Source organism: Sphingomonas hylomeconis (assembly GCF_025370105.1).
GTDB classification, from domain to species: Bacteria; Pseudomonadota; Alphaproteobacteria; order Sphingomonadales; family Sphingomonadaceae; genus Sphingomonas; species Sphingomonas hylomeconis.
Genome location: NZ_JANQBK010000001.1, coordinates 97,169 through 120,816, shown reverse-complemented (window position 1 = coordinate 120,816; position 23,648 = coordinate 97,169). Strand labels below are relative to the sequence as shown.

The 23,648-nt window shown below is 65.9% G+C and carries 26 protein-coding genes and 1 tRNA gene; 22 read left to right on the top strand and 5 right to left on the bottom strand.

Annotated features, from left to right (window positions below):
- Positions 1-5 precede the first annotated feature (5 nt).
- From pstC to NV401_RS00595, 7 genes are all read left to right on the top strand, one after another.
- The gene (gene pstC, locus NV401_RS00625; protein WP_261292447.1) at positions 6-1,382 is read left to right on the top strand and encodes a phosphate ABC transporter permease subunit PstC; all 1,377 of its coding nucleotides are present in this window, start codon (positions 6-8) and stop codon (positions 1,380-1,382) included.
- Positions 1,375-2,676, top strand: coding sequence for a phosphate ABC transporter permease PstA (gene pstA, locus NV401_RS00620; protein WP_261292446.1), 1,302 nt, complete (start codon positions 1,375-1,377; stop codon positions 2,674-2,676). The genes pstC and pstA overlap by 8 nt, the downstream gene beginning before the upstream one ends.
- Positions 2,673-3,431: a phosphate ABC transporter ATP-binding protein PstB gene (gene pstB / locus NV401_RS00615; protein WP_261292445.1), complete on the top strand. Its 759-nt coding sequence runs from the start codon at positions 2,673-2,675 to the stop codon at positions 3,429-3,431. Before pstA ends, pstB begins: the two co-directional genes overlap by 4 nt.
- Positions 3,432-3,444: 13 nt before the next feature.
- Positions 3,445-4,137: a phosphate signaling complex protein PhoU gene (phoU, locus tag NV401_RS00610; protein WP_261292444.1), complete on the top strand. Its 693-nt coding sequence runs from the start codon at positions 3,445-3,447 to the stop codon at positions 4,135-4,137.
- Position 4,138: 1 nt separating this feature from the next.
- Complete coding sequence (gene phoB / locus NV401_RS00605) at positions 4,139-4,831, top strand: phosphate regulon transcriptional regulator PhoB (protein ID WP_261292443.1); 693 nt, start codon at positions 4,139-4,141, stop codon at positions 4,829-4,831.
- A gap of 98 nt (positions 4,832-4,929) precedes the next feature.
- Positions 4,930-5,277, top strand: a complete 348-nt coding sequence (locus tag NV401_RS00600) for a hypothetical protein (protein ID WP_261292442.1) — start codon at positions 4,930-4,932, stop codon at positions 5,275-5,277.
- A gap of 98 nt (positions 5,278-5,375) precedes the next feature.
- Positions 5,376-6,275: an SDR family NAD(P)-dependent oxidoreductase gene (locus NV401_RS00595; protein ID WP_261292441.1), complete on the top strand. Its 900-nt coding sequence runs from the start codon at positions 5,376-5,378 to the stop codon at positions 6,273-6,275.
- A 149-nt stretch (positions 6,276-6,424) separates the two neighbouring features.
- On the opposite strand, the gene NV401_RS00590 is transcribed toward NV401_RS00595, so the two are convergent.
- Complete coding sequence (locus NV401_RS00590) at positions 6,425-6,754, bottom strand: DUF6481 family protein (RefSeq protein WP_261292440.1); 330 nt, start codon at positions 6,752-6,754, stop codon at positions 6,425-6,427.
- Between the two features lie 276 nt (positions 6,755-7,030).
- A tRNA-Ser gene (locus NV401_RS00585) sits at positions 7,031-7,120 on the bottom strand.
- Between the two features lie 123 nt (positions 7,121-7,243).
- Between NV401_RS00585 and hspQ the strand changes: the two genes are divergently transcribed.
- The 4 genes from hspQ (at position 7,244) to NV401_RS00565 (ending at position 9,472) form a co-directional block, all read left to right on the top strand.
- A complete protein-coding gene (hspQ, locus tag NV401_RS00580) occupies positions 7,244-7,624 on the top strand; it encodes a heat shock protein HspQ (protein WP_261292439.1) in 381 nt (126 codons plus the stop codon).
- A gap of 472 nt (positions 7,625-8,096) precedes the next feature.
- On the top strand, positions 8,097-8,468 hold the full coding sequence (gene rplU / locus NV401_RS00575; RefSeq protein WP_261292438.1) for a 50S ribosomal protein L21: 372 nt from the start codon (positions 8,097-8,099) through the stop codon (positions 8,466-8,468).
- 13 nt (positions 8,469-8,481) lie between these two features.
- The gene (gene rpmA, locus NV401_RS00570; protein WP_261292437.1) at positions 8,482-8,754 is read left to right on the top strand and encodes a 50S ribosomal protein L27; all 273 of its coding nucleotides are present in this window, start codon (positions 8,482-8,484) and stop codon (positions 8,752-8,754) included.
- A gap of 169 nt (positions 8,755-8,923) precedes the next feature.
- Positions 8,924-9,472 carry a GNAT family N-acetyltransferase gene (locus tag NV401_RS00565; RefSeq protein WP_261292436.1) on the top strand — a complete coding sequence of 183 codons (549 nt, stop codon included), beginning with the start codon at positions 8,924-8,926 and terminating at the stop codon, positions 9,470-9,472.
- A gap of 110 nt (positions 9,473-9,582) precedes the next feature.
- Here the strand turns inward: NV401_RS00565 and NV401_RS00560 are convergent, their stop codons facing one another.
- Entirely contained in the window at positions 9,583-9,867 is a 285-nt protein-coding gene (locus NV401_RS00560; protein WP_261292435.1) for a GIY-YIG nuclease family protein, read from the bottom strand.
- Between the two features lie 112 nt (positions 9,868-9,979).
- Positions 9,980-10,849 carry a metal-dependent hydrolase gene (locus NV401_RS00555; protein ID WP_261292434.1) on the bottom strand — a complete coding sequence of 290 codons (870 nt, stop codon included), beginning with the start codon at positions 10,847-10,849 and terminating at the stop codon, positions 9,980-9,982.
- Between the two features lie 65 nt (positions 10,850-10,914).
- On the opposite strand from NV401_RS00555, the gene NV401_RS00550 reads away from it, so the two are divergent.
- From NV401_RS00550 to NV401_RS00500, 11 genes are all read left to right on the top strand, one after another.
- Entirely contained in the window at positions 10,915-11,502 is a 588-nt protein-coding gene (locus tag NV401_RS00550) for a TetR/AcrR family transcriptional regulator (RefSeq protein ID WP_261292433.1), read from the top strand.
- A gap of 45 nt (positions 11,503-11,547) precedes the next feature.
- Positions 11,548-12,594 (top strand): GTPase ObgE, encoded by a 1,047-nt coding sequence (obgE, locus tag NV401_RS00545; RefSeq protein WP_261292432.1) that lies wholly within the window; start codon positions 11,548-11,550, stop codon positions 12,592-12,594.
- Between the two features lie 36 nt (positions 12,595-12,630).
- Positions 12,631-13,209: a Uma2 family endonuclease gene (locus NV401_RS00540; RefSeq protein ID WP_315368985.1), complete on the top strand. Its 579-nt coding sequence runs from the start codon at positions 12,631-12,633 to the stop codon at positions 13,207-13,209.
- 236 nt (positions 13,210-13,445) lie between these two features.
- The gene (gene proB, locus NV401_RS00535; RefSeq protein WP_261292430.1) at positions 13,446-14,552 is read left to right on the top strand and encodes a glutamate 5-kinase; all 1,107 of its coding nucleotides are present in this window, start codon (positions 13,446-13,448) and stop codon (positions 14,550-14,552) included.
- Between the two features lie 160 nt (positions 14,553-14,712).
- On the top strand, positions 14,713-15,615 hold the full coding sequence (locus NV401_RS00530; protein WP_261292429.1) for an NAD-dependent epimerase/dehydratase family protein: 903 nt from the start codon (positions 14,713-14,715) through the stop codon (positions 15,613-15,615).
- Between the two features lie 206 nt (positions 15,616-15,821).
- The gene (locus NV401_RS00525) at positions 15,822-16,064 is read left to right on the top strand and encodes an acyl carrier protein (RefSeq protein WP_261292428.1); all 243 of its coding nucleotides are present in this window, start codon (positions 15,822-15,824) and stop codon (positions 16,062-16,064) included.
- Between the two features lie 4 nt (positions 16,065-16,068).
- Positions 16,069-17,325: a serine palmitoyltransferase gene (gene spt, locus NV401_RS00520; protein WP_261292427.1), complete on the top strand. Its 1,257-nt coding sequence runs from the start codon at positions 16,069-16,071 to the stop codon at positions 17,323-17,325.
- Positions 17,326-17,374: 49 nt separating this feature from the next.
- Entirely contained in the window at positions 17,375-19,318 is a 1,944-nt protein-coding gene (locus NV401_RS00515) for an ATP-binding protein (RefSeq protein ID WP_261292426.1), read from the top strand.
- A gap of 136 nt (positions 19,319-19,454) precedes the next feature.
- On the top strand, positions 19,455-20,651 hold the full coding sequence (lptF, locus tag NV401_RS00510) for an LPS export ABC transporter permease LptF (protein ID WP_261292425.1): 1,197 nt from the start codon (positions 19,455-19,457) through the stop codon (positions 20,649-20,651).
- Between the two features lie 44 nt (positions 20,652-20,695).
- Positions 20,696-21,748, top strand: a complete 1,053-nt coding sequence (gene lptG, locus NV401_RS00505) for an LPS export ABC transporter permease LptG (protein WP_261293048.1) — start codon at positions 20,696-20,698, stop codon at positions 21,746-21,748.
- A gap of 153 nt (positions 21,749-21,901) precedes the next feature.
- A complete protein-coding gene (locus tag NV401_RS00500; RefSeq protein WP_261292424.1) occupies positions 21,902-22,423 on the top strand; it encodes a hypothetical protein in 522 nt (173 codons plus the stop codon).
- An 82-nt stretch (positions 22,424-22,505) separates the two neighbouring features.
- Here the strand turns inward: NV401_RS00500 and NV401_RS00495 are convergent, their stop codons facing one another.
- Positions 22,506-23,603 (bottom strand): fatty acid desaturase family protein, encoded by a 1,098-nt coding sequence (locus NV401_RS00495; RefSeq protein WP_261293047.1) that lies wholly within the window; start codon positions 23,601-23,603, stop codon positions 22,506-22,508.
- Positions 23,604-23,648: the final 45 nt, after the last annotated feature.

The window sequence follows — 23,648 nt, the reverse complement described above, 5'->3', positions numbered from 1 at the left end:
ACCTGATGTCCGGCCTCACGCTACTCTTTCTGATCATCGGGCTCGGCCTGATCGGCTGGCTCTCCGCCCGCGTCCGCGCGGTCAGCTTCCGCCGCCAGACCAGCGCGCGGTTCGGTTCGCTGCCGTCGCATCATGCCACGCATGTCGCGATGTGGACGGTGCTGCCCGCCGCTCTGTTCATCGCGATCTGGTCGTTCACCTCGCCAGCTTTGGTCACCGATCTGGTGCTGACCAATCCGGCGGCGCAGGAGCTGCCACCCAAGGGCTTCGAGCGCGCCGCCGTGCTGTCCGAGGCGCGCAACCTGGCCGAAGGCCGCGGCTATGGCGCGTTCCACCCGCTCGCCGAGACGCTGGCGCCGGCCTATGCCGCGGCGCAATCGCGCTACGACTGGATCGGCAGCGCCGCCGCCTTGCTGCTCGCCTTTGCCTGTGGCGCCTGGGCCTATACCCGCGTCCGCGCCGATTATCGGGCGCGCAGCAAGATCGAGCGCGTGGTGATGCTGCTGCTGCTCGCCGCCTCGCTGATCGCGATCCTCACGACGGTGGGCATCGTCGCCTCTTTGCTGTTCGAATCCGCGCGCTTCTTTCGCATCGTGCCGATCACAGATTTCCTGTTCGGCACGCATTGGAGCCCGCAGGTGATCTCCGCCAAGGATCCCGGCGCGTCGCTCGGCGCGGTGCCGCTGTTCTGGGGCACCTTCTTCATCGGCGCGGTGATCGCGATGATCGTGGCGATCCCGTTCGGGCTGATGAGCGCGATCTATCTGACGCAATATGCCGCCCCGCGCGTGCGCCGCTGGATGAAGCCGATCCTTGAGATGCTCGCCGGCGTGCCGACCGTGGTCTACGGCTATTTCGCCGCGCTGACCGTCGCGCCGGCGGTGCGCGATTTCGCGGTGTGGATCGGGGTCAGCTGGGCAAGCTCGGAAAGCGCGCTCGCCGCCGGCCTGGTGATGGGCGTGATGATCATACCGTTCGTCTCCTCGATGGCGGACGATTCGATCGCCGCCGTCCCCGCTTCGATGCGCGACGGCAGCCTGGCAATGGGCGCGACGAGCAGCGAGACGATCCGCAAGGTCGTGCTGCCCGCCGCGCTCCCCGGCGTGGTCGGCGGCGTGCTGCTGGCGATCAGCCGCGCGATCGGCGAGACGATGATCGTCGTGATGGCGGCGTCGGGCGTCGCGACGATGACGCTCAACCCGTTCGCCAGTGCGACCACCGTGACCAAGCAGATCGTCGACCTGCTGACCGGCGAAGCGGAATTCGACAGCCCCAAGACGCTCGCCGCCTTCGCGCTCGGCCTCACGCTGTTCATCATCACCCTGCTCCTCAACATCGTCGCGCTGAGCGTCGTGAAGCGGTACCGCGAAGCCTATGACTGACACGCTCGTCCCCGGCCTGCCGCTGCAGTCGACGCCGCTTGCCGAGCGCGCGCCGACCGACTGGCGCACCAATGCGATGCAGCGCCGCATCCGCAAGCGCTATGCCGCCGAACGCCGCTTCCGCCTGTTCGGGCTGGCGGCGGTGGTGCTGTCGGCCGGCTTCCTCGCCTTCCTGATGATCACCATGCTGATCAACGGCCTGGGCGGCTTCACGCAGACCCAGCTCAAGCTGCGTGTCCATTTCCCCGCCGCGGGGCTGACGCTCGATCCGGCGCGGCTGGCCGGCCCGGGCGCCGACTTCGCGCTCGCCGCCGCCGGGATCGAGCGCGCCACCGATGCCGCCGCCACCGCGCAGTTCGGCAAGGACGGTTACAAACTGCTGTCCGACGGCGCGTGGCTGCGCGTCCGCGCCGCGGTCAAGGCCGATCCCACGCTGCTGCGCGGCACGGCGATCATCGACGTCCCCGCCTCTGACACGATCGATATCGCCGCCAAGGGACAGGGCGCGGCAGAAGCGGAAGCGACGGTCGCGAAACTGACCACGCAGAAGCTGCTCTCGACCAGTTTCAACCCGAGCTTCCTCACCGCTTCCGACTCGACCGATCCCACCACCGTCGGCATCTGGGGCGCGCTGAAGGGCTCGCTCTATACGATGCTCGTCACGCTGCTGATCGCCTTCCCGGTCGGCGTGCTCTCGGCCCTGTATCTCGAGGAATATGCCCCGCGGAACCGCTGGACCGATCTGATCGAGGTTTCGATCAACAATCTGGCCGCGGTGCCGTCGATCATCTTCGGGCTGCTCGGGCTCGCCGTGTTCCTCAATTTCTTCCATCTGCCGCGCTCCGCCGCCTTGGTCGGCGGGCTGACGCTGGCGCTGATGACCATGCCCGTGATCGTCATCGCCGGGCGCAACGCGATCAAGAGCGTGCCGCCCTCGATCCGCGACGCTGCCTTGGCGGTCGGCGCGAGCCCGATCCAGGTCGTGTTCCACCACGTTTTGCCGCTCGCCCTGCCCGGCATCCTTACCGGCACGATAATCGGCATGGCGCGCGCGCTGGGCGAGACCGCGCCGCTGCTGATGATCGGGATGCGCGCCTTCATGGTCGCGCCGCCCGGACGCATCACCGATCCCGCCACCGTGCTACCGGTGCAGATCTTTCTCTGGTCCGATCAGGTCAATCGCGGCTTCGTCGAGAAGACCTCCGCCGCGATCATCGTGCTGCTCGTCTTCCTGCTCGCGATGAACGGGCTCGCCATCTACCTCCGCAACAGATTCGAGACCCGCTGGTCATGACCATCAAGATGTCCGCCAAAAACGTGAACGTGTTCTACGGCACGAAACAGGCGATTACCGACGTGTCGATCGACGTCGACCAGGACGAGGTCACCGCCTTCATCGGCCCGTCGGGCTGCGGGAAATCGACCTTCCTGCGCACGCTCAACCGGATGAACGATACCGTCGCCAGCGCGAAGGTGACCGGCGACATCCGGCTCGACGGCGAGGATATCTATGCCCCGAGCATGGACGTCGTGCAGCTGCGCGCCCGCGTCGGCATGGTGTTCCAGAAGCCCAACCCGTTTCCCAAGTCGATCTTCGAAAACGTGGCCTATGGCCCGCGCATCCACGGGCTCGCCGCGAACAAAACCGATCTCGCCGAAGTGGTCGAGAAATCGCTCAAGCGCGCCGGGCTGTGGGAAGAGGTCAAGGATCGCCTGAGCGAAAGCGGCACGGCGCTGTCCGGCGGCCAGCAGCAGCGGTTGTGCATCGCCCGCGCCATCGCGGTTGATCCCGAAGTGATCCTGATGGACGAGCCCTGCTCGGCGCTCGATCCGATCGCCACCGCGCGGATCGAAGAGCTGATCCACGAGCTCAAGGGCCGCTACGCGATCGTCATCGTCACGCATAACATGCAGCAGGCCGCGCGCGTCTCGCAGCGCACCGCCTTCTTCCACCTCGGGACATTGGTCGAATACGGCAACACGTCGGACATCTTCACCAATCCGCGCCAGGAGCGCACCAAGGATTACATCACCGGCCGCTACGGCTGAGAGGAACGGACCCGTGAACACGCACACCGTAAAGGCCTTCGACGAAGAAATCGGCGAGCTGCGCGCGCTGATCGCGCAGATGGGCGGGCTCGCCGAACAGGCGATCCGCGACGCCGTCCAGGCGCTCACGCGCCACGATCTCGAGGCGGCGGCGACGATCGTCGCCGGCGACAAGGCGATCGACGCGATCGAAATGAAGGTCGAGCAGCTGGCGGTCCAGATCATCGCGCTGCGCGCGCCGATGGCCGACGACCTGCGCGAGGTCGTCGCGGCGATCAAGATCGGCGGCGTGATCGAGCGGATCGGCGATTATGCCAAGAACATCGCCAAGCGCGTGCCGCTGATCGACAATCACGGCGAGGTCGAGCCGCTGTCGATCCTGCCGGCAATGGCCGGCCTGGCGATCTCGATGGTGCACGACGTGCTCGATGCCTTCGCCGCGCGCGATGCCGAGGCGGCGCTCGACGTGTGCCGGCGCGATCGACAGGTCGACGATTTCTATGACAGCCTGTTTCGCGTGCTCGTCACGCACATGATGGAAAATCCCAAGACGATCGGGCAAATGGCGCACCTGCTGTTCATCGCCAAGAACCTCGAACGGGTCGGCGACCATGCGACGAACGTCGCCGAGATGGTCTATTTCGCCGCGACCGGCCACCATATGGTGGAACGCGATCGTGGCGCCTCAAACGCGACGGAGAGCTGATATGGCACGCGCACGGATGCTGCTGGTGGAAGACGACGCGGCCCTGGCCGAACTGCTCGTCTATCACTTCAAGCGCGAGGATTTCGAGATTGCGCACACCCCCGATGGCGAGGAAGCGCTGCTGCTCGCCAAGGAAAAGACGCCCGATATCGTGCTGCTCGACTGGATGGTCGAAAGCCTGTCGGGGATCGAGGTGTGCCGACGCCTGCGCCGCATGCCTGAAACACAGAACGTGCCAATCATCATGCTCACCGCGCGCGGCGAGGAGGAAGATCGCGTGCGCGGGCTGGAAACCGGCGCCGACGATTATGTCACCAAGCCGTTCAGCCCGCGCGAGCTGGTCGCGCGCGTCGGCGCCGTGCTGCGCCGCGTCCGTCCGGCGCTCGCCGGCGAACAGCTCACCTATTCCGACATCGAGATGGACACGGTCGGCCACAAGGTCCGCCGCGGCGGCGAGGTCGTGCCCTTGGGGCCGACCGAATTCCGCCTGCTGAAGCATTTCCTCGAACATCCTGGCTGGGTCTTTTCCCGTGAACGGCTGCTGGATGCGGTTTGGGGTCACGACAGCGACATCGAATCGCGCACCGTCGACGTGCACATCCGTCGCCTGCGCAAGGCGATCAACGGCGAGGACCGGCCGGACATCATCCGCACCGTGCGATCCGCAGGTTATGCGTTGGATACCGGCGCCTGACGGACGAATCGTTATCGTAACGATGGAGCAATGCCCGGGGATGTGCGTTTGACCTGCACCGCCCCATTGGCGCGCTCGTTTTTACAGGAGAATATGTGATGAAAATCATGCTCATTGCCGCGTTGGCATTTGCCGCCCCCGCATTCGCGCAGACCACGCCGCCAGCGGCAGATCCCGCGATGCAGGCGCCCGCCGGCGATCCGACAATGCAGACTCCGCCGGCCGACATGCCCGCCGATCCGGCCGCGACGACGCCGATGCCGGCTGACCCTGCCGCGCCGATGCCGATGCCGGCAGACCCCGCCGCCCCGATGCCCGGTGCCGCGCCGACCACGACCATGACGATGGGCCCGCTCGCCCCGCCGCCGGCCCCGGCGCCGAAGGCCAGCTATCCGCGCTGCTCGAAGACCGTGACGGACAGCTGCATCAACCCGGGCGGCAAGTAAACTATACCGGGACGGGCGCCGCGTGGCGCCCGTCCCTCTTGCCAGCGCCGATCGATGGCCTAGGAAAGCGCTCACCACATCTCGGGAGCGCTTTTTTCATGACCATCCGTTTTGATGACAAAGTCGCCGTTGTCACCGGCGCCGGCGGCGGCCTCGGCCGGGCCTATGCGCTCGAACTCGCCAGGCGCGGCGCGAAGGTCGTCGTCAACGATCTCGGCGGCACGCGCGATGGCACCGGCCACAGCGATGCCGCGCTGAAGGTCGTCGAGGAGATCGAGGCAGCCGGCGGCATCGCCATGTCGAACGGCGGCAGCGTCACCGAATACGAGCAGATGGTGGAAATGGTCGCCAAGGCGACCGAGGCCTGGGGCGGCGTCCATATCGTCATCAACAATGCCGGCGTGTTGCGCGACAAGAGCTTCGCCAAGATGGAGCCGGCCGATTTCAGGTTCGTCGTCGATGTCCACCTGAACGGCTCGGCCAACGTCACCAAGGCGGTGTGGGAAGGCATGCGCGCGCAGAATTACGGCCGCATCCTGATGACCGCCTCGTCGACCGGCCTGTACGGCAATTTCGGCCAGGCCAATTACGGCGCGGCCAAGCTCGGCCTTGCCGGGCTGACCAAGACGCTGGCGATCGAAGGCGCCAAGAACAATATCAAGGTCAACACGATCGCGCCGACCGCAGGCACGCGGATGACCGAGGATCTGTTCCCGGCCGAGGCCTTCGCCGCTTTCTCGCCCGATAAGGTCGCGCCTGCCGCGCTGTATCTGGTATCGGAGGAGGCGCCGACCAACATGATCGTCGGCGCCGGCGCCGGCGTGTTCCAGGCCGCCTATGTGACGCTGACGCAGGGCAAGTTGCTCACGGGAGACGATCTGTCGCCTGAAGGCATCGCTGCACATTGGGCAGAGATCACCGATCGTACCGGCGAAATGACGCCGCAGAACGGCGCCGAACAGTCGATGAGCATCCTGAAAAAGCTGCAGGGCGGCTGACCGGAGGACGCCGGCCCGGCGCTGCGCCGGGCCGATGCGCGTCGGCCGGGTCTATTTCCCGTGATCGCTGACCGCGCGACACCGCGCGCGGTCACTCAGCGGCTGGAAGCGATCCTGCGGAGCGGCAGCAGGACCGTATAGGGTCAGGATTAACGCTTCGCCTTGCGTGCCGCATAGCGCGCATCGCGGGCGGCCTTGGCGGCGATGTCGGCATCGATCAGCCGCTGCTTCTCGGCCTCGATCGCGGCCAGCTCGGCTTCGGCCTTGGCGATCTTGTCGAGCCGGGCCTGTTCGATCGCGGCGGCCTTTTCGGCGCGACGCTGCAATTCCTTGGCTTCGCGCGCCTGACGTGCAGCGGCGCGCGCGGCGGCAACCTCCGGATCGATCTGCGGCTTCGCCTTCAGCTTCTCCAGCGCCTTCTGCTTGGCCTGGGCAGCGAGCGCTGCGCGATCCTGGAAAGTCGGTTCCTTGTACGCCATTCGTATCTGGGCCTTTCGGGCACTTGTCGTTCAGAATGCGGCGGAAGGGCGTCCGCTGCAGGATGGATCAAAAAACGGCCGAAATCGAGGATCACATCCGCCGCACGGCGACGAATATCCAAGAAAATCCCAGGCCTGAATTTGCACGCCTGTTAGTCGCGCCGATCGCCGATGTCCATAGCGGGCGATGCTGCGGCGGGCCTGGCCGGCACCGTCCGAGCTGTGCCGGGTCGGGTAGATCGACCGGCCGCCCGGGCGGCGCCCGAGCAGGAATAATGGCGGAGAGGGTGGGATTCGAACCCACGGTACCCGCGAGGGCACGCCGCATTTCGAGTGCGGTACATTCGACCACTCTGCCACCTCTCCGCGAGGTCTTTGATGCCGCCTGGAGGGGCCGCATCGGTCGATGAAGGCGGGCGTCTAATCGACTAATCGGGGTGTGGCAAGCCTCCAGCTTGTGCACCGCGAAAAGGACATTAGATTAGTTGTATGTCCCGCTCACACATTCCCATGACGCCCGCCGATGCGACCATCCCGCTGCCGCCGATCGCCCATGCGCGCTTCGGCATCGGCGAGATCGTGCGCCACCGCATGTTCGATTTCCGCGGCGTGATCTTCGATGTTGATCCGATCTTCGCCAATAGCGAGGAATGGTATGATTCGATCCCTGAGGACATCCGCCCGAAGAAGGACCAGCCCTTCTACCACCTGCTCGCCGAGAATATGGAATCGAGCTATATCGCCTATGTCAGTCAGCAGAACCTGATCCCCGACGACAGCGACGAGCCGGTCGACCATCCGGCGATCCACGGCCTGTTCACCGACTATGCCGACGGCCGTTACACACTGCGCCCGCAGCACCGGCACTAGCCGCCGCCGGAACCGGCACCAGGCCCAAAATGGGGGCCTCGCGCCAGCGCGATTCGCCACGCGCGTGCCGCTTGCGATCATCTTGTCCTGGAGCGACTCGGCCTCGGCGGCGACTGCCGTCGGCAGCGCGGCATCGGTCGCAGCAACCTGCGCGCGCCGGCGCTGTTAGCGCGGCGGAAGATACCGGTAGCGATCGAAAGGGTGGAATGCGGCCGACGCTTGCCAGAGCCCCTATGTAATCATCGCGCGCGCCCTGCCCGCTTCTCTCAACCATCCTATGCGGTTATCCGAATGTCCCCATCGTCGCGGCGCGGCGCACCGTCCGAAATGTCACGCGACGGTGTCGCGTCGCGACACGGCGCAAAGCACACCGTTTCGGTTGACAGCAGCGCCGCCCTGACTTAGCTGGCGCTTCTTTCCCGCGTCGGGCTTGCTCGACGTGGGGCTCGTTATTTTGAAAGTGATGTAGGCCATGTTCGCAGTCGTGCGCACAGGCGGCAAGCAATACCGCGTCGCCGCCGGAGACAAGATCGTCGTCGAGAAGCTCGATGGTGAAGCAGGATCGTCGATCTCGTTGAGCGACGTGCTGCTCGCTGGCGAAGGCTCGGAGCTCCAGTCAGTCGAGGGCCTGTTGGTCTCCGCCGAGATCATCGCGCAGGCGAAGGCTGACAAGATCGTCGTCTTCAAGAAGCGTCGCCGGCAGAACTATCGCCGCAAGAACGGCCATCGCCAGCAGCACACGATCCTGCGCATCACCGCGATCGGTGATCACAAGGCAGAGAAGAAGGCTGACAAGCCGACCACCGATGCGACGGGCGCCGAAGCCCCGGCCGCTCAGGCGTAAGGAGTAGTTCGAGATGGCACATAAGAAAGCAGGCGGTTCATCGCGCAACGGTCGCGATTCGGCCGGTCGTCGCCTTGGCGTGAAGAAGTTCGGTGGCGAATCGGTCGTCCCGGGCAACATTCTCGTGCGTCAGCGCGGCACCAAATTCTATCCCGGCACCAATGTCGGCATGGGCAAGGATCACACCCTGTTCGCGCTGACCGAAGGCCGCGTGACGTTCAAGGAAGGCAAGCTCGGCCGCAAATTCTGCTCGGTCGACATGCCGGTAGCGATTGCTGCCGAATAACATCGGGTAACCAGCCGGGTTGCCCACCAGGGTGACCCGGGTCTGCGCAAGCGGTCCGAACAAGGGAGACGGGTCCACCCCGGCTCCCTTTTTTATTGCTCCCTCCCCTGCCCTGTCGCCGGCGCGTCACGTGGACGTGCTTGGCCGACCGCACACGAGGAGAGTAACGATGTTCGCTCGTACCAAGAGACTGACGCTCAGGCCCGGCTGGCCTGAAGATGCCCCCGCGCTGGCCGCGGCGATCGGCCACGAGCAGGTCGTCGACAAGCTGGCGCGTGCGCCCTGGCCCTATGCACTCGACGATGCCGAATCGTTCCTGGCGATGCCCCGCGGCGCGACGACGCCAAACTTCCTGATCTTCGAATCGCCGGCGCAAGCGCCGCGGCTGATCGGCGGCATCGCCATCGATCCCGCGACGGATGGCGAAGCGGAATTCGGCTATTGGCTGACACCCGACGCCTGGGGTCGCGGCTATGCCACCGAGGCGGGACGGCAGGTGATCGAGATCGCGCGCCATGCCATGGGGCTGCGCCGGCTGCATGCCGGCCATTTCATCGACAATCCTGCCTCCGGCCGCGTGCTGACCAAGCTCGGCTTTCACTTCACCGGGCGGGTCGAACCGCGCCATTCGCGCGCACGCGGCGCTGATGTGCCCTGCGCGGTGTTCGAGCTCGATCTCGACGAAGGGCGACGATGCGAGGAAAGGTTGGCGGCCTGACTCTCAGCTCGTCACTCCTGCGAAGGCAGGAGCCTATCGCTGTCTCGTTTAGCGTTGGTGCGTGCGGAGATAGCGATAGGCCCCTGCCTTCGCAGGGGTGACGTACCGGGTTAGGCGATGACCTCCCACAAATCCGCCCAGTCGCTATTGGCTCGACCGATCAGGTTGAGCTTCCAAGAACGCTTCCATTTCTTGAGCGCCTTTTCGCGAGCGATCGCGTCAGCGATCGAAGGATAGGTCTCGACTAGCACTAACCGCTTGAGCCCATGCTCCCGACAAAACGCCGAACCCGTCCCCTCCCGATGCTGCCAGACGCGCCGGACGATATCGCTGGTAACGCCGATATACAGCGTACCGCTCGGCCCATTCGTCATGATGTAAACGTAGCCCGCCACGCCCCCACCCGTCACCCCTGCGCAGGCAGGGGCCTATCGCTGCATCCGCATAAGCTAGCATATGAAACGGGCAGTGATAGGCCCCCGCCTGCGCGGGGGTGACGGCCGTGGATCAGGCCGCGACCGCGATCTTCTGGGCGCGCGGCAGCACCGCCGCGGCATAATCGCTTTCGGCGAGCGCGATCAGCTTGCGATCGTCGTGGTTCCACGGGTGGAAGCCAGGCAGGAAGAAGGCGATCCACGCGCCGAGAATCTTGCGCGCCATGCCCGGATTGCCGAACGCATACCAAGCCAGCCGCGCCCACACCTTGGGCCCGGTCAGCCCGTCCTGCCGCAGCAGTTCGAGCATGCCGCGGCGACGGCCCTGGAAGAATTTGATCGTCGTCGCGACCATCACGATCGACTTGATCTTCCAGCGCTGCCAGCGGCTCCAGTCCCGCGTCGCATGCAGCCAGGTATCATAGGCCACGCCCTTATGCTCGATCTCCTCCGCCGCATGCCAGCGCCACAGCGCTGCCGCCTGTTCGTCGCCACCGGCGAGATGCTTGGGATTGGCGATCAGCTGGTGCGCGAGCATTGCGGTGAAATGTTCGAGTGCCATCGTCGCCGCCAGGCTGGCGATCGCCGGCTTGCCCTTGGTCAGCGCCAGCGCGGCATCGAGATCGCGTTCCAGCGGCGCGACGTCATAGCCCTGATCGGTGACGTGGCGGTTGAAAGCGACATGCTCGCGCGTATGAATCACTTCCTGCTTGATGAACGCCTGGATTTCGCTGCGCAGTTGCGGCGGCGTGCCGTCGCGAAACGCGCGCACGCTATCGACGAAGAAACCCTCGCCCTTGGGGAAGGTCACCGACAAGGCGTTGTAGAACGCGGTCGCATAGGGATCGTCGTTCAGCCACCAGCGCCGCATCTGCGTGCCCCGGCCGAACCGTAGATCGCGCGGCGTGATCGTCAGATCCGCCGGAGTAGTTGCTTTCGTCATGAAAACCTCGAACAGAAAGAGACGACAGTCGCCATTGCCCATCATTCTAGGTTTTACTTACACTCATGTCAATAGCCCGCCGCCGGCTCTCTCCCGAACAATCACGTGAAGCGGCGATCGAGGCGGCGCGCGCGCTGCTCGTCGAAGATGGGCCGCAGGCCGTGACCTTGAAGGCAGTAGCGGCGCGGATCGGGCGGACGCACGCCAATCTGCTGCACCATTTCGGCTCGGCGGCGGATCTGCAGAAGGCGCTGATCGCGCATCTCGCCGGCACGATTACTGCGCAGATCGGCGACGCGGCAAAACGCGCGCGCGCCGGCGATCAGGATCCGCGCGAAGTGGTCGACATGACGTTCGATGCGTTCGCGCGCGGCGCTGGCGCGATGGCGAGCTGGATGATCCTGACCGGGAACGAGGATGCGCTCGACCCGATCCTCGAGGCGATCCACAAGCTGGTCGACGACCTGTCAGAAGGCCATGCGCCGGGCCGGACCTCGATCCATGAGGAAACGCTGCAGCTCGTGCTGACCGCGCTCGGCGATGCGCTGCTCGGCGGGCCGATGGCCAAGGCGCTGGGCCTGCCGCGCACCTCGGCACGCGAACTGGCGCTGCAGACGCTGATCGCCGCGCATGTCAGCGTGCCGGCCGCCTGACGCACGCCCGCTGGCAAAATTGCGCACTTGCGCTATGGAGCGCGCATGCATTTTCTCGACCAAGCAAAGATCTTCGTTCGTTCCGGCGATGGCGGCCCCGGTGCCGTCAGCTTTCGCCGTGAAAAGTTCATCGAATATGGCGGCCCCAATGGCGGCAATGGCGGCAAGGGCGGCGACATCGTGTTCGAGGCGGTCGCCGGCCTCAACACGCTGATCGACTTCCGCTACACGCAGCATTTCCGCGCGCCGCGCGGCAAGGGCGGCGCCGGCAGCAACATGACCGGCGCGGGCGGCGAGGATCTGATCATCCGCGTGCCGGTCGGCACGCAGGTGCTGAGCGAAGACAAGGAAGAGGTATTGGCCGATTTCACCGAAGTCGGCGAGCGGGTCGTGTTCCTGCGCGGCGGCGATGGCGGTCGCGGCAATGCGAGCTACAAGACCTCCACCAACCGCACGCCGCGCCAGCATGGCACCGGCTGGCCGTGCGAGGAAATGTGGGTCTGGCTGCGCTTGAAGCTGCTTGCCGATGCCGGCCTGGTCGGCCTGCCCAATGCCGGCAAATCGACCTTCATCAACGCCGTGACCAACGCGCAGGCCAAGGTCGGCGCCTATGCCTTCACGACGACCCGCCCGCAGCTCGGCGTGGTGCGGCACAAGCACCAGGAATTCGTCGTCGCGGATATTCCCGGCCTGATCGAGGGTGCCGCCGACGGCGCCGGGATCGGCGACCGCTTTCTCGGCCATATCGAACGCTGCAGCGTGTTGCTCCATCTGGTCGACGCCAACGACAAGGACGTGGCGGAAAGCTACCGCATCGTGCGCGACGAGCTGGAGATTTACGGCGCGGGCCTGATCGACAAGCCGGTGATCGTCGCGCTCAACAAGATCGACACGCTCGACGACGAGCTGATCGCGGCGCTGTCGGCCGAGCTCGAGGAAGCGAGCGGGGCGGAAGTCATTCCGATCTCTGGCGCGGCCGGCACCGGGCTCGATTGGGTGCTCGACAAAATGCTGGAGGCGATCGGGCCATCGGGCGGGATGGTCGGCCCAGATGACGAGGGCGAGGACGAGATTGCCTGGTCGCCGGTTTGAGGGCCGGATAGCCAACTTTACCGGTCGACCGTCTCCATGGTATCCTGGGTTATGCGGCACGATCCAGCCTATCGACCGATCACGGCGGACGAATTCCTGGCAATGGACTTCGGCACCGACAAGAAATTCGAGCTGGATAACGGGGTCATCTACATGATGACCGGCGGCACCGAGCCACATGCCTGGGTGCAGGGCAACATCCTTGTTTGGCTTCGTCACAAGCTGCGCGGCACATCCTGCCGTCCATATGGTTCGGAGATGGCGCTTCGCGTAAGCGACATTGATCTACGCTATCCCGACATCAGCATCTATTGCGATCAGCCGCCACGGGATATGCTGACGCAGGCCAAGACGCTCGACAACCCGAAGGTGATCGTCGAAATCCTGTCGCGCACGACGGCGACGTTTGATCAGGGCACCAAGCTGGAAGAATATAAGTCCATCCCCAGCGTGCAGACAATTGCGTTCGTGGATACCGCCAATGAGATGTGTCGAACGATCGAGCGCCAGTCGCCGATTGGCTGGATGGACAGCATGTTTTCGGGCCAAAGCGGCATTCCGATCCCGTCGCTCGGCGTCACGATCCCCCACAGCGAGATATTCGCGCTCGATTGACTCCTTCGTAGCCCCGAATCTGTTCGGCGGGTTGCCGGTACCGCCATAGCCCTATTGTTCTCCTGCGAACGCAGGAGTCCAGAGCCCGGAGCGCAGTCTTTTGTTACCCTGGGCTCCTGCTTCACGGGAGAACGGTACTTACAGGTTGGGGTCGTCATCAGTGCCAAATGCGTTTGGGTAGGCGATGCGATTGGGCGATGGCTTAACTCCTGCGCAAAGCGTGCTAACGCATCCTCATGTCGCTCTTCCCGCCCGCCACCTGCCCGCGCCTGATCGTCAAGATCGGATCGGCGTTGCTGGTCGATCCCGATGGCGGCGTGCGGCGGGCGTGGCTGGAGGGGATCGCTGCCGATATCGCCGAGCGCAGGCGCGCCGGCCAGCAGGTTGCCGTCGTTTCTTCCGGTGCGATCGCGCTGGGTGCGCGCCGCCTGGGGCTCACCAAGGGCGGACGGGCGAGCCTGGAGGATGCGCAGGCCGCCGCCGCCGTGGGGCAGATTGCGCTTAGCCAGGTATGGGCCGAGGTGCTGGCCGCCGAGGGATTGACCGCCGCGCAGATGCTGGTGACGCTCGACGATCTCGAGGATCGGCGGCGCTATCTCAACGCCGCGGCGACGCTTGATCGCCTGCTCGGCCTGGGCGTCGTGCCGGTGCTCAACGAGAATGACAGCGTGGCGACCGAGGAAATCCGCTTCGGCGACAATGACCGGCTCGCCGCCCGCGTGGCGCAGGCGGCGGGCGCGCAGGGCGTGGTGCTGCTCAGCGATGTGGACGGCCTGTACGATCGCAATCCGGCGCTGGCGGGCGCGGTGCATGTCGCGCGGGTCGAGCGGATCGACGGCGCGATCGAGGCGATGGCGGATCGCGGCTCCGCTTCCGGCATGGGATCGGGCGGCATGGTCTCGAAGATCGCGGCGGCGCGGATCGCCAATGCGGCGGGCGCTCATCTCGCGATCGCCAGCGGGCGGATCGCAAATCCACTGTCGAAGGCCGCCCGGCATACCTTATTCGTGGCTGAGCGATCGGCGCCCGCACGCAAGGCGTGGCTGGCCGGCGGGCTGACCGCAAAGGGTGCGATCCATGTCGATATTGGCGCGGCCGGCGCGCTTGCGAAAGGCAACAGTCTGCTGGCCGCTGGGGCGACGCGCATCGAGGGCGCCTTCGCGCGGGGCGATCTGGTGACGGTGGTCGGGCCGGACGGAGCGGTGCTGGCGCGCGGCCTGGCGGAATACGATGCCGCGGAAGCGGCGCGGATCGTCGGCATGCGGACGAGCGCGCTGGCGGATATCCTTGGTTATGCGCCGCGCGGGGCGCTGGTGCATCGCAATCATATGGCGGTATTGTGAGGGCCAATTTCCCACCCCTGCACTTCCCCGGCGAAGGCCAGGGCCCACGCGTGGAACGATCATTGGCGAGTGATGCGCTTCCTCATTTCCACCTTTCCGACTGGGCCCCGGCTTTCGCCGGGGAAGCGGTGAAGGGGCAAGCAGCAGGTGAGGAAGCATCGTGACCACCATCGCCGTGACCGGCGGCACCGGCTTTGTCGGCAAGCGCCTGATCGATCTCGCGCTGGAGCGCGGGTATATGGTGCGGGCACTGGCGCGCAGCCCGCAAGAACCCCGCGACGGCGTTACCTGGATTATCGGTGCCCTCGATTCGACGGACGCCCTGCCCCGATTGCTCGCGGGCGCGGACGCGACGATCCACGTCGCCGGCGTGGTCAACGCGCCGACGCGCGATGGCTTCGCCGCCGGCAACATCGCCGGCACACGGGCGCTGGTCGAGGCCGCGCTTACGCACGGGCCGCAGCGCTTCATCCACGTCTCGTCGCTGTCCGCGCGCGAGCCCGATCTCTCCCATTACGGCTGGTCGAAGCGCGGCGGCGAGGATGTCGTCGCAGCCAGCGCGCTCGACTGGACCGTGGTGCGCCCGCCGGCGGTATACGGGCCGGGCGACCTGGAGATGCGCGACGTGTTTCGCCTCGCCCGCCTCGGGCTCGCGCTGATGCCGCCGCCCGGGCGGCTGTCGCTGATCCATGTCGACGATCTCGCGCGCCTGCTGCTGATTCTGGTCGAGCGCGATCCCGGACGGGTGATCCTCGAGCCCGACGATGGCAGGAGCTGGACGCATGAAGCATTCGCCCGCGCCGTCGGGACCGCGGTGGGGCAGCGCGTGCTGACCTTGCCCCTGCCCAAGGGTCTGCTGTCGCTGACCGCGTCGGCCGACAAACTGCTCCGTGGCGACAAGGCCAAGCTGACCCAGGACCGGGTGAACTATCTGGCGCATCCCGATTGGGCGGCCGAGCCAAGCCGTCGGCCGTCAGGGGATTTGTGGCGTGCGGAGATTGCGACGCCCGCAGGATTGGCGGCGACGGCGGCTTGGTACCGGGCGAACGGCTTGTTGCGATAGACGCCCGCTACCCACTGCCGTCATCCTGAACTCGATTCAGGATCCATCGCGCCTCAAATCCGATCGTCCGAGGTGAGGGATGAATCCTGACTTTCGTCAGGATGACGGCAGTTGGAGGACTACCGCATCCCCATCCGCCGCACCTGCGCCCCCTTCCCGCCGCATTCGCTTGGCAAGTCGGTGGGCAATTGCATAAGGACTTGCGGATGACAGACCGTACTGAAATTTTCGACACGATCGCCGCGCAGATCGAGCCCTTCAACAAGAAGGGCGTGACCGTCACCGAGGCCACCACCTTCCAGGGCGATCTGGAGTGGGACAGCCTGACGGTGATGGACTTCGTTGCTGCGATCGAGGACGAATTTGACATCCTGATCACGATGAACATGCAGGCCGAGATCGAGACGGTCGGTCAGCTCGCCGATGCCGTCGCCAAGCTGAAGGGCTGAGCCGATGACCGACGCCGGCCTCGCCACCGAAAAGCTGCCCGCCGATCCCGCCGAGGTTGCCCCCGAGCGCGACCTGATGTCGAAGTTCGACGCGCTGATCGCCGAGCGCCAGGCGCTGATCGATACCGGCGTGACCGATCCGTTCGCGATCGTCATGGAACGGGTCACGTCGCCGACCGAAGCGGTGATTGCCGGCCGCGACACGATCCTGCTTGGCACCTACAATTATATGGGCATGACGTTCGATCCCGACGTGATCGCCGCTGGCCATGCCGCGCTCGACCAGTTCGGTTCGGGCACCAATGGCAGCCGCATGCTTAACGGCACGTTCCGCGACCATATCGAGGTCGAGGATGCGTTGCGCGACTTCTACGGCATGACCGGCGCGATCGTGTTTTCGACCGGCTATATGGCCAATCTCGGCATGATCTCGACGCTCGCCGGCAAGGGCGAGTATGTCATCCTCGACGCCGACAGCCATGCCTCGATCTATGACGGCTGCAAGCAGGGCAATGCCGAGATCGTCCGTTTCCGCCACAACGATGTCGCCGATCTCGACAAGCGGCTCGGCCGCCTGCCCAAGGAGGCCGGCAAGCTGGTCATCCTCGAAGGCGTCTATTCGATGCTCGGCGATATCGCGCCGCTCGCCGAAATGGTCGCGGTGGCCAAGAAGCACGGCGCCATGGTGCTCAGCGACGAGGCGCATTCGATGGGCTTTTTCGGGCCGCATGGTCGCGGCGTATACGAAGACCAAGGCTGCGACGTGGATTTCGTTGTCGGCACCTTCTCCAAGTCGGTCGGCACGGTCGGCGGCTTCTGCGTGTCGAACCACCCGAAGTTCGAGGCGATCCGCCTCGCCTGCCGCCCGTACATCTTCACCGCCTCGCTGCCGCCGTCGGTCGTCGCCACCGCCGCGGCCTCGATCCGCAAGCTGATGACCGCGGACAAGAAGCGCGCGCAATTGTGGGACAATGCCCGCAAGCTGCACGGCGGGCTCAAGGCGCTGGGCTTCAGGCTCGGCACGGAAAATCCCGACAGCGCGATCATCGCGATCATCCTCGACGATCAGGAACAGGCCGTGACGATGTGGCAGGCGCTGCTCGACGGCGGCCTGTACGTCAACATGGCCCGTCCGCCGGCGACGCCCGCCGGCACGTTCCTGCTGCGCTGTTCGCTGTGCGCCGAACATACGCCGGCGCAGATCGATACCGTACTGGCGATGTTCGAGGCTTCCGGCCGGGCTGTCGGCGTCATCGGCTGAGTCGCCGGGCGCTTTCAACCGCCCGCCCAGGCGTGTATGCCTTGCCCTTATGAGTGGGTTGGACGGCGAGAGCGCGGCTCCGGGGGAGCCTCAATCCGCCTGGCGCACCATCATGCTGGTCGTGATGGCGGTGCTGGGCGCAGCCGTGTTGGTCGCGCTGATCCTGACGCTGGCCAGCGCCAATCGCGAGCGCGATCGCGCCCTCAGCCTGCAATCGCACAGCTACGAGGTGATGATCCTCGCGCGCACGCTCTCCAGCACGATCGCGCGCAGCGAGGCATCGCTTGGCCGCTACGTGATCAGCACCGACAAGCAGCTCGGCCGGCTGTACGTCGACGAATGGAAGCTCGCGGGCACGCAGATCACCCGGCTCGATCAGGTCACCGATGACGATTACGGCCAGACCAGCCGCATCGCCGCGCTTGGCAAAGCCTATGACGAGCGCGGCGCCGAGCTCGCGCTGGTCGCGCTGAGCACCAATTACGGCAAGAACAACCAAGCCCTGTCGCGCTATTATGCGGCACGCCAATCGGACGCGCTGTTCCGCATCAACACCCTGCTCGACAACGTCATCGCGCAGGAGCGCGAGCTGCTCGCCAAGCGCACCGCCGTCGCCATGCGCTCGATCGATCGCGCCAACCGGCTCGCCGCGATCCTCGCCGTGTTCGGCATGGCGATCGTGCTCGGCGCGATCGTGCTCGGCTGGCTGACGCTCAGCGCGCTGGGCGAGAAGGCGGTCGCGCGCGCCGAGGCCGAAACCGCGCGCGAGCGTGCCCACGAACTGCAGGTCGCGGTGGAAGCCGCCACAAGCGAACTCAGCAAGCAAGAAAGCAAGCTGCGCCAGGTCCAGAAGATGGAAGCGGTGGGCCAGCTGACCGGGGGGATCGCGCACGACTTCAACAATATGCTGGCGGTGGTGGTGGGCGGGCTGGAGCTTGCCCGGCGCAGCATCGCCAAGGATCCGGATGCCACCGGCCGGCATATCGACAATGCCATGGAGGGCGCCAACCGCGCCACCGCGCTGACCCGGCAATTGCTCGCCTTCTCGCGCGAGGAGCCGCTGCGCGTCGAACCGATCGCGCCGGGCGCGTTGGTCGCGGGCATGTCCGATCTGCTCGATCGCACGCTGGGCGACGCGATCACGGTGAGCGCGCGCGATCAGTGCGGCGGCTGGCTGACCTGTGCGGATCGCCATCAGCTCGAGAACGTCATCCTCAATCTCGCGGTCAATGCGCGCGACGCGATGGGCGGGCGCGGCAAGCTCAGCATCGTCACCGCGACGACCCGGCTCGCTGAACACGCCATCGGCCGCTGCCCCGCCGGCCAGTACGTGACGATCGCGGTGACGGACACCGGCCACGGCATGACGCCCGACGTGATGGAACGCGTGTTCGAGCCGTTCTTCACCACCAAGCCGATCGGTCAGGGCACCGGTCTCGGCCTCAGCCAGATCTTCGCCTTCGTCGCCCAGGCCAGAGGCGAGATCGGCCTGACCTCGACGCCGGGCAAGGGCACGACGGTGACGCTGTACCTGCCGCGGCACATTCCGGAGACTGTGGCCAAGCCCGAGCCGCAGGTCGAGCCGGTCCACGCCCAGCCCAGCGCCGCGCTCAATATCCTGGTCGTCGAGGACGATCCGCGCGTGCTCACCGCGACGATGGGCGCGCTCGAGGATCTCGGCCATCACACCATTGCCTGCACCGATCCGCTCGCCGCCCCCGCCATGCTCGAACAGACGCCGCAGATCGACATGATCGTCTCCGACGTGCTGATGCCGGGGCAGACCGGGCCGGAAATGATCGCCGGCCTGGCGCCGGCCTATCCGCATATCGCCGTCCTGTTCGTCACCGGCTATGCCGGCGAGACGAGCGAGGCGCAGTTCGGCGGTCACCATGTGCTGCGCAAGCCGTTCACGATCCTGCAGCTGGAACGCGCGATCGGCGCGGCAATGGCCGCGGCGCGAGCGGCGGCGCACGGCATCGCCGCGGAATAGCCCCGCCTCGGCTGTCGCCGCCCGGCGCGCGATCGTATCGCCAACGCCATTTAGCGGCTGACGGACGCCGTGCGCGCCGGTATAGCAAGTGCTTCCCGCGCGCCGGCGCCCGTTCGCGAAAGATCCTCTCCGCCCCATGAAGTCGATCGATCGCTACATGGTCCGGCTGATCCTGCTGCCACTGCTCTCCACGCTCGTCATCTCGGCGATGCTGCTGGTGCTCGATCGCATGCTGCGACTGTTCGATTTCGTCGCCACCGAAGGCGGGCCGATCAGCGTGGTGTGGAAGATGCTGGCCAATCTGCTGCCGGAATATCTCGGCCTCGGCATACCGATCGGCCTGCTGCTCGGCGTGCTGCTGGCATTCCGCAAGCTCGCCACCAGCTCCGAGCTGGATGTGATGCGCGGCGTCGGCATGAGCTATTGGCGGCTGCTGCGCGTGCCCTTCATGTTCGCCTTCGTGCTGGCGGCAGCCAACCTGGCGATCGTCGGCTTCGTCCAGCCGCGCGCGCGCTACGCCTATGAAGGGCTGCGCTTCGAATTGCGCACCGGTGCGCTCGGCGCCTCGATCAAGGTCGGCGAGTTCACGCATTTCGGCGCCAACATGACGATCCGCATCGAGCAGAGCCGCGAGCAGGGCCGCAAGCTTTCCGGCATCTTCGTCAAGGCGGTGACGAAGAATGGCGCATCCTATGCGGTGACGGCCGAGACCGGCAAGTTCATGGCCACCGACAATCCCGAAGAGATCGTCTTCCAGCTGAGCAACGGCGTATTGATCAACGACGCGCCCGGCCTTGCCTCGCCGCGCGTGCTGACGTTCAGCACGCACAACCTGCCGATCCCGCTGCCCAAATATGGCGCGTTCCGGCAGCGCGGCCAGCGCAATCTGGAACTGACGCTGCCGGAACTGGCGCAGATCGGCCGCAACCCCGCCGCGACCGACGATCTGCGCGATACCAGTCGCGCCGCGTTCCACTTCCGCGTGGTCGAGGTGGCGACGATGTTCCTGCTGCCGCTGCTCGCGCTGGCGCTCGGCATCCCGCCCAAGCGCTCGACCTCGGCGCTCGGCGTGTTCCTGGCGATCGTGATGGTCGTCACCTATCACAAGATCAACCAATATGCCGAGGCGATCGGCAGCCTCGGTAGGATCGATCCGCTGATCGCCCTGTGGACGCCGTTCGTGCTGTTCGCTGCTTTGGTCGGCTGGATGTTCTACACCATCGCCTATGTACCCGATGGGCAGCCGATCGGCGGGCTGGAGCGCGTCGCGGGCAAGGTCGGCAAATGGATCGTGCGGCGCATTCCCGGCCGCCGTCCGGAGGCGCAGGCGTGAAGCACTTCCTGGAATTCTTCCCGTCGCGGGTCGTCGCGCTGTATATGGCGCGGCTGTTCGTGGTGCGCACGTTCGCAATCATGGGCGCGCTGGTGCTGGTGCTGCAGGCGCTCGACCTGCTCGGCCAGTCCGGCGACATCCTGGCCTATCCCGGCAATGGCGACGCGCAGGTATGGCATTACGTGTCGCTGCGCGCACCGCAGATCATTGCCTTCATCCTGCCCTTCTCCGTGCTGCTCGGCACGATCCTGACCCTGTCGACGATGAACCAAAACAGCGAGATCATCGCGCTCAAGGCCTCGGGCCTATCCGCGCATCAGGTGCTGGCGCCACTGATCGCCGCCAGCCTGGTCGTCGCGATGGTGTCGTTCGTGTTCAACGACCGCATCGTCGCACGCGCCTCGGCCACGCTCGCACAGTGGCAGAAGGTCAATTACGGTCCGCTGCCGATCGATCGCGGCGACCGCTCCAACGTCTGGGTGCGCGACGGCGACGACCTGATCGAAGTGGGGCAGATCAAGGGCCGGGGTGCGGCTGCACGCCTCGGCAACATCACGCTGTACGATCGCGCCAACGGCAATCTCGTGGCGATCGTGCAGGCCCCGCGCGGCACCTATACCGGCACCGCCTGGCGGATCGAGGATGCGACGCGCTTCGATGTCGCGAGCGGACGCCAGACCAGCCTGGGCACGATGGTGGTGGCCAAGGGCGTGCGGCCCGACCAGTTCACGCTGGCGACCGTCAATGCCGAAGGCCTGTCGTTCGGCGCATTGCGCGAGGCGATCGGCGATCTGGCGGATGCCGGGCGCCCAACCAAGGCGCTGGAAGGTGCTGCCTGGCACAAATTGTCCGCGCCCTTGTCGGCAATCCTGATGCCGCTGCTCGGCGCCGTGGCAGCGTTCGGCGTGGCGCGATCGGGCAAACTGTTCCTGCGCGCGGCCATCGGCATGGGGCTAGGCTTCGCCTATTTCGTGGCGGACAATTTCGCGCTCGCGATGGGCAATCTCGGCGCCTATCCGCCATTCCTGGCAGCCTGGGCCCCCTTCCTGCTCTTCTTCCTGATCGGCGAAGCCGTGCTGGTACGCACCGAGGAGTAAGCGCTTTTCGCGGCACCGGAAGAGCGGAACGCTATCGCCGAAAAAACAAGCCAATGCGTGAGGTTAGCAGACCGATAACCCCGCCTGCGCGGAACAATAAAGGTGCCGACGGCTTCTAAGGCTCCCCAGCTTCGAACCGTGACAGGAACCATCATGACCACCAATATCGTATCTGCCGTCTTCGATTCGCATGCCGATGCCGAGCGTGCGCTGGCCGAACTGCGCAGTGCCGGCGTCAACGACAGCGCCATTTCGATCGTCGCGCAGCACGACGGCAAGAACACGACCACCGATGGCAGCGGCGCAGACACGCAGGAATTCGTCGGTAAGGTCGCCGCCGGTGCCGGGATCGGCACGCTGCTCGGTATTGCCGCGCTGGCAATTCCCGGCGTCGGCCCGCTGGTCGCTGCCGGCGCGATCGCCTCGGCGGCGATTCCGGGCGCGGCGATCACCGGCGCGGCGATCGGCGGCGCTGTCGGTGGCCTCGAAAAGGTGATGACCGATCACGGGGTCAGCAGCGACGATGCGCGCTATTACGGCGATCGCATCAATGACGGCGGCGTGTTCGTGTCGGTCGACACCGGCACGGCAGGGATCGACCCCGCCACCGCCGAAGACATGCTCTATCGTCTGGGCGGCCACAGCGCATCGCGCCCGAAGATGGCGGCGATCTAAAAGCTGCTACGATCGAACGACGGGGGCGCTCCGATGGAGCGCCCCTTTTTTGTGCCTGATGCCGATCGCGACCTGAGCTCGCTTAGCGCGCCACCATCGTCGAGCGGGCGATCTTGCCGACCAGACCCGGCAGGCCGGCATAGCTTGCCTTGTGATAGGGTGAATCGGTGTCCAGCGCGGCGGTGATGCGGCGATGCGCTTCGCCCAGCGCGTGATAGGGCAGGCCCGGCAGCAAGTGGTGCAGCGCATGATAGCGCAGCCCCACCGGCGCCCACAGCATCGGCAGGAACGCCGGCGGCGGCACGTTGACGCTGTCGAGATACTGGCCGGTGACAGTCATCGCCTCGCCCTCATTCTCCCACAGATGCGCAACCAGCGTGCGCACCTGATTGATCACCATCGAGGCCGACAGGATCGCCAGGCCGATGGCGAAGGCGCGCAGCGGGATGACGCCGGTCGCCACCATCGTCAGCAACGCGATCGCCCACAGGCTGGTCAGCGTTTCCTGCCACAGCCAGGCGCGCTTCGCCTCGCCCTCGGGCAGGCGGCGGCGGAAGGCCGGGTTGATCGACAGCGACGAATAGCGCTCGACCGTCAGCCGGCGGATCGCCGGGAAGAGCGCGGACAACGGCGACAGAACGGCATAGCGGAACAGCAAGGCCACCGGGCCGAGCGCCGACACGACGATGAACAGCGGCAGCGTCCAGGGCTTCATCAGCGCCAGCGGCAGATATTCCGGATCCTCCGCCGTGCCGTAGCGCGTGCGGGCGTGATGCAGATTGTGCACGCCTTCGTACATGAAGCTCGGCAACAGCAGCGGGATGCCGGCGATCAGGTTCCAGCCGAGATGGAAGCCGGGTACCGCAGACGATTTGAAATGCGTCAGTTCGTGGATGAAGCTGCCGGCACGATACAACGCCAGTACCGAGACGACACCGGCCAGGATCGCCAGGCCCGTCGTCGGAATCATCACTGCAGCGACCAGCGCGCCATAGCCGATCACCGCCGAGGCGATCAGATCCGCCCAATAGACGATCGGCCGGTGCGGCAGCAGGTCACGCGTCAGCTCGGCGGCCGTGCGCAACATCGCGCGGTCGTCCGCAATGCGCTCGCGCGTGACGCGGGCTGCAGGCGAGTTAGCATCGGCAGACTGCCGGTCGAAAGAGAGAGCGCTGTCCATGGTGCGTTGCATTACAGGAAGATAGTGGCGCGACGGTGGCAATCA

Coding starts and splice junctions, on each gene's coding strand:
- hspQ (WP_261292439.1), top strand. CDS start 7,244: ATGTCCCGCTCACACATTCCCATGACGCCCGCCGATGCGACCATCCCG.
- spt (WP_261292427.1), top strand. CDS start 16,069: ATGACCGACGCCGGCCTCGCCACCGAAAAGCTGCCCGCCGATCCCGCC.
- NV401_RS00515 (WP_261292426.1), top strand. CDS start 17,375: ATGAGTGGGTTGGACGGCGAGAGCGCGGCTCCGGGGGAGCCTCAATCC.
- pstB (WP_261292445.1), top strand. CDS start 2,673: ATGACCATCAAGATGTCCGCCAAAAACGTGAACGTGTTCTACGGCACG.
- pstC (WP_261292447.1), top strand. CDS start 6: ATGTCCGGCCTCACGCTACTCTTTCTGATCATCGGGCTCGGCCTGATC.
- NV401_RS00590 (WP_261292440.1), bottom strand. CDS start 6,754: ATGGCGTACAAGGAACCGACTTTCCAGGATCGCGCAGCGCTCGCTGCC.
- NV401_RS00495 (WP_261293047.1), bottom strand. CDS start 23,603: ATGGACAGCGCTCTCTCTTTCGACCGGCAGTCTGCCGATGCTAACTCG.
- NV401_RS00565 (WP_261292436.1), top strand. CDS start 8,924: ATGTTCGCTCGTACCAAGAGACTGACGCTCAGGCCCGGCTGGCCTGAA.
- NV401_RS00540 (WP_315368985.1), top strand. CDS start 12,631: ATGGTATCCTGGGTTATGCGGCACGATCCAGCCTATCGACCGATCACG.
- NV401_RS00600 (WP_261292442.1), top strand. CDS start 4,930: ATGAAAATCATGCTCATTGCCGCGTTGGCATTTGCCGCCCCCGCATTC.
- lptF (WP_261292425.1), top strand. CDS start 19,455: ATGAAGTCGATCGATCGCTACATGGTCCGGCTGATCCTGCTGCCACTG.
- phoB (WP_261292443.1), top strand. CDS start 4,139: ATGGCACGCGCACGGATGCTGCTGGTGGAAGACGACGCGGCCCTGGCC.
- pstA (WP_261292446.1), top strand. CDS start 1,375: ATGACTGACACGCTCGTCCCCGGCCTGCCGCTGCAGTCGACGCCGCTT.
- lptG (WP_261293048.1), top strand. CDS start 20,696: ATGGCGCGGCTGTTCGTGGTGCGCACGTTCGCAATCATGGGCGCGCTG.
- obgE (WP_261292432.1), top strand. CDS start 11,548: ATGCATTTTCTCGACCAAGCAAAGATCTTCGTTCGTTCCGGCGATGGC.
- proB (WP_261292430.1), top strand. CDS start 13,446: ATGTCGCTCTTCCCGCCCGCCACCTGCCCGCGCCTGATCGTCAAGATC.
- NV401_RS00500 (WP_261292424.1), top strand. CDS start 21,902: ATGACCACCAATATCGTATCTGCCGTCTTCGATTCGCATGCCGATGCC.
- rplU (WP_261292438.1), top strand. CDS start 8,097: ATGTTCGCAGTCGTGCGCACAGGCGGCAAGCAATACCGCGTCGCCGCC.
- NV401_RS00550 (WP_261292433.1), top strand. CDS start 10,915: ATGTCAATAGCCCGCCGCCGGCTCTCTCCCGAACAATCACGTGAAGCG.
- NV401_RS00525 (WP_261292428.1), top strand. CDS start 15,822: ATGACAGACCGTACTGAAATTTTCGACACGATCGCCGCGCAGATCGAG.
- NV401_RS00595 (WP_261292441.1), top strand. CDS start 5,376: ATGACCATCCGTTTTGATGACAAAGTCGCCGTTGTCACCGGCGCCGGC.
- rpmA (WP_261292437.1), top strand. CDS start 8,482: ATGGCACATAAGAAAGCAGGCGGTTCATCGCGCAACGGTCGCGATTCG.
- NV401_RS00555 (WP_261292434.1), bottom strand. CDS start 10,849: ATGACGAAAGCAACTACTCCGGCGGATCTGACGATCACGCCGCGCGAT.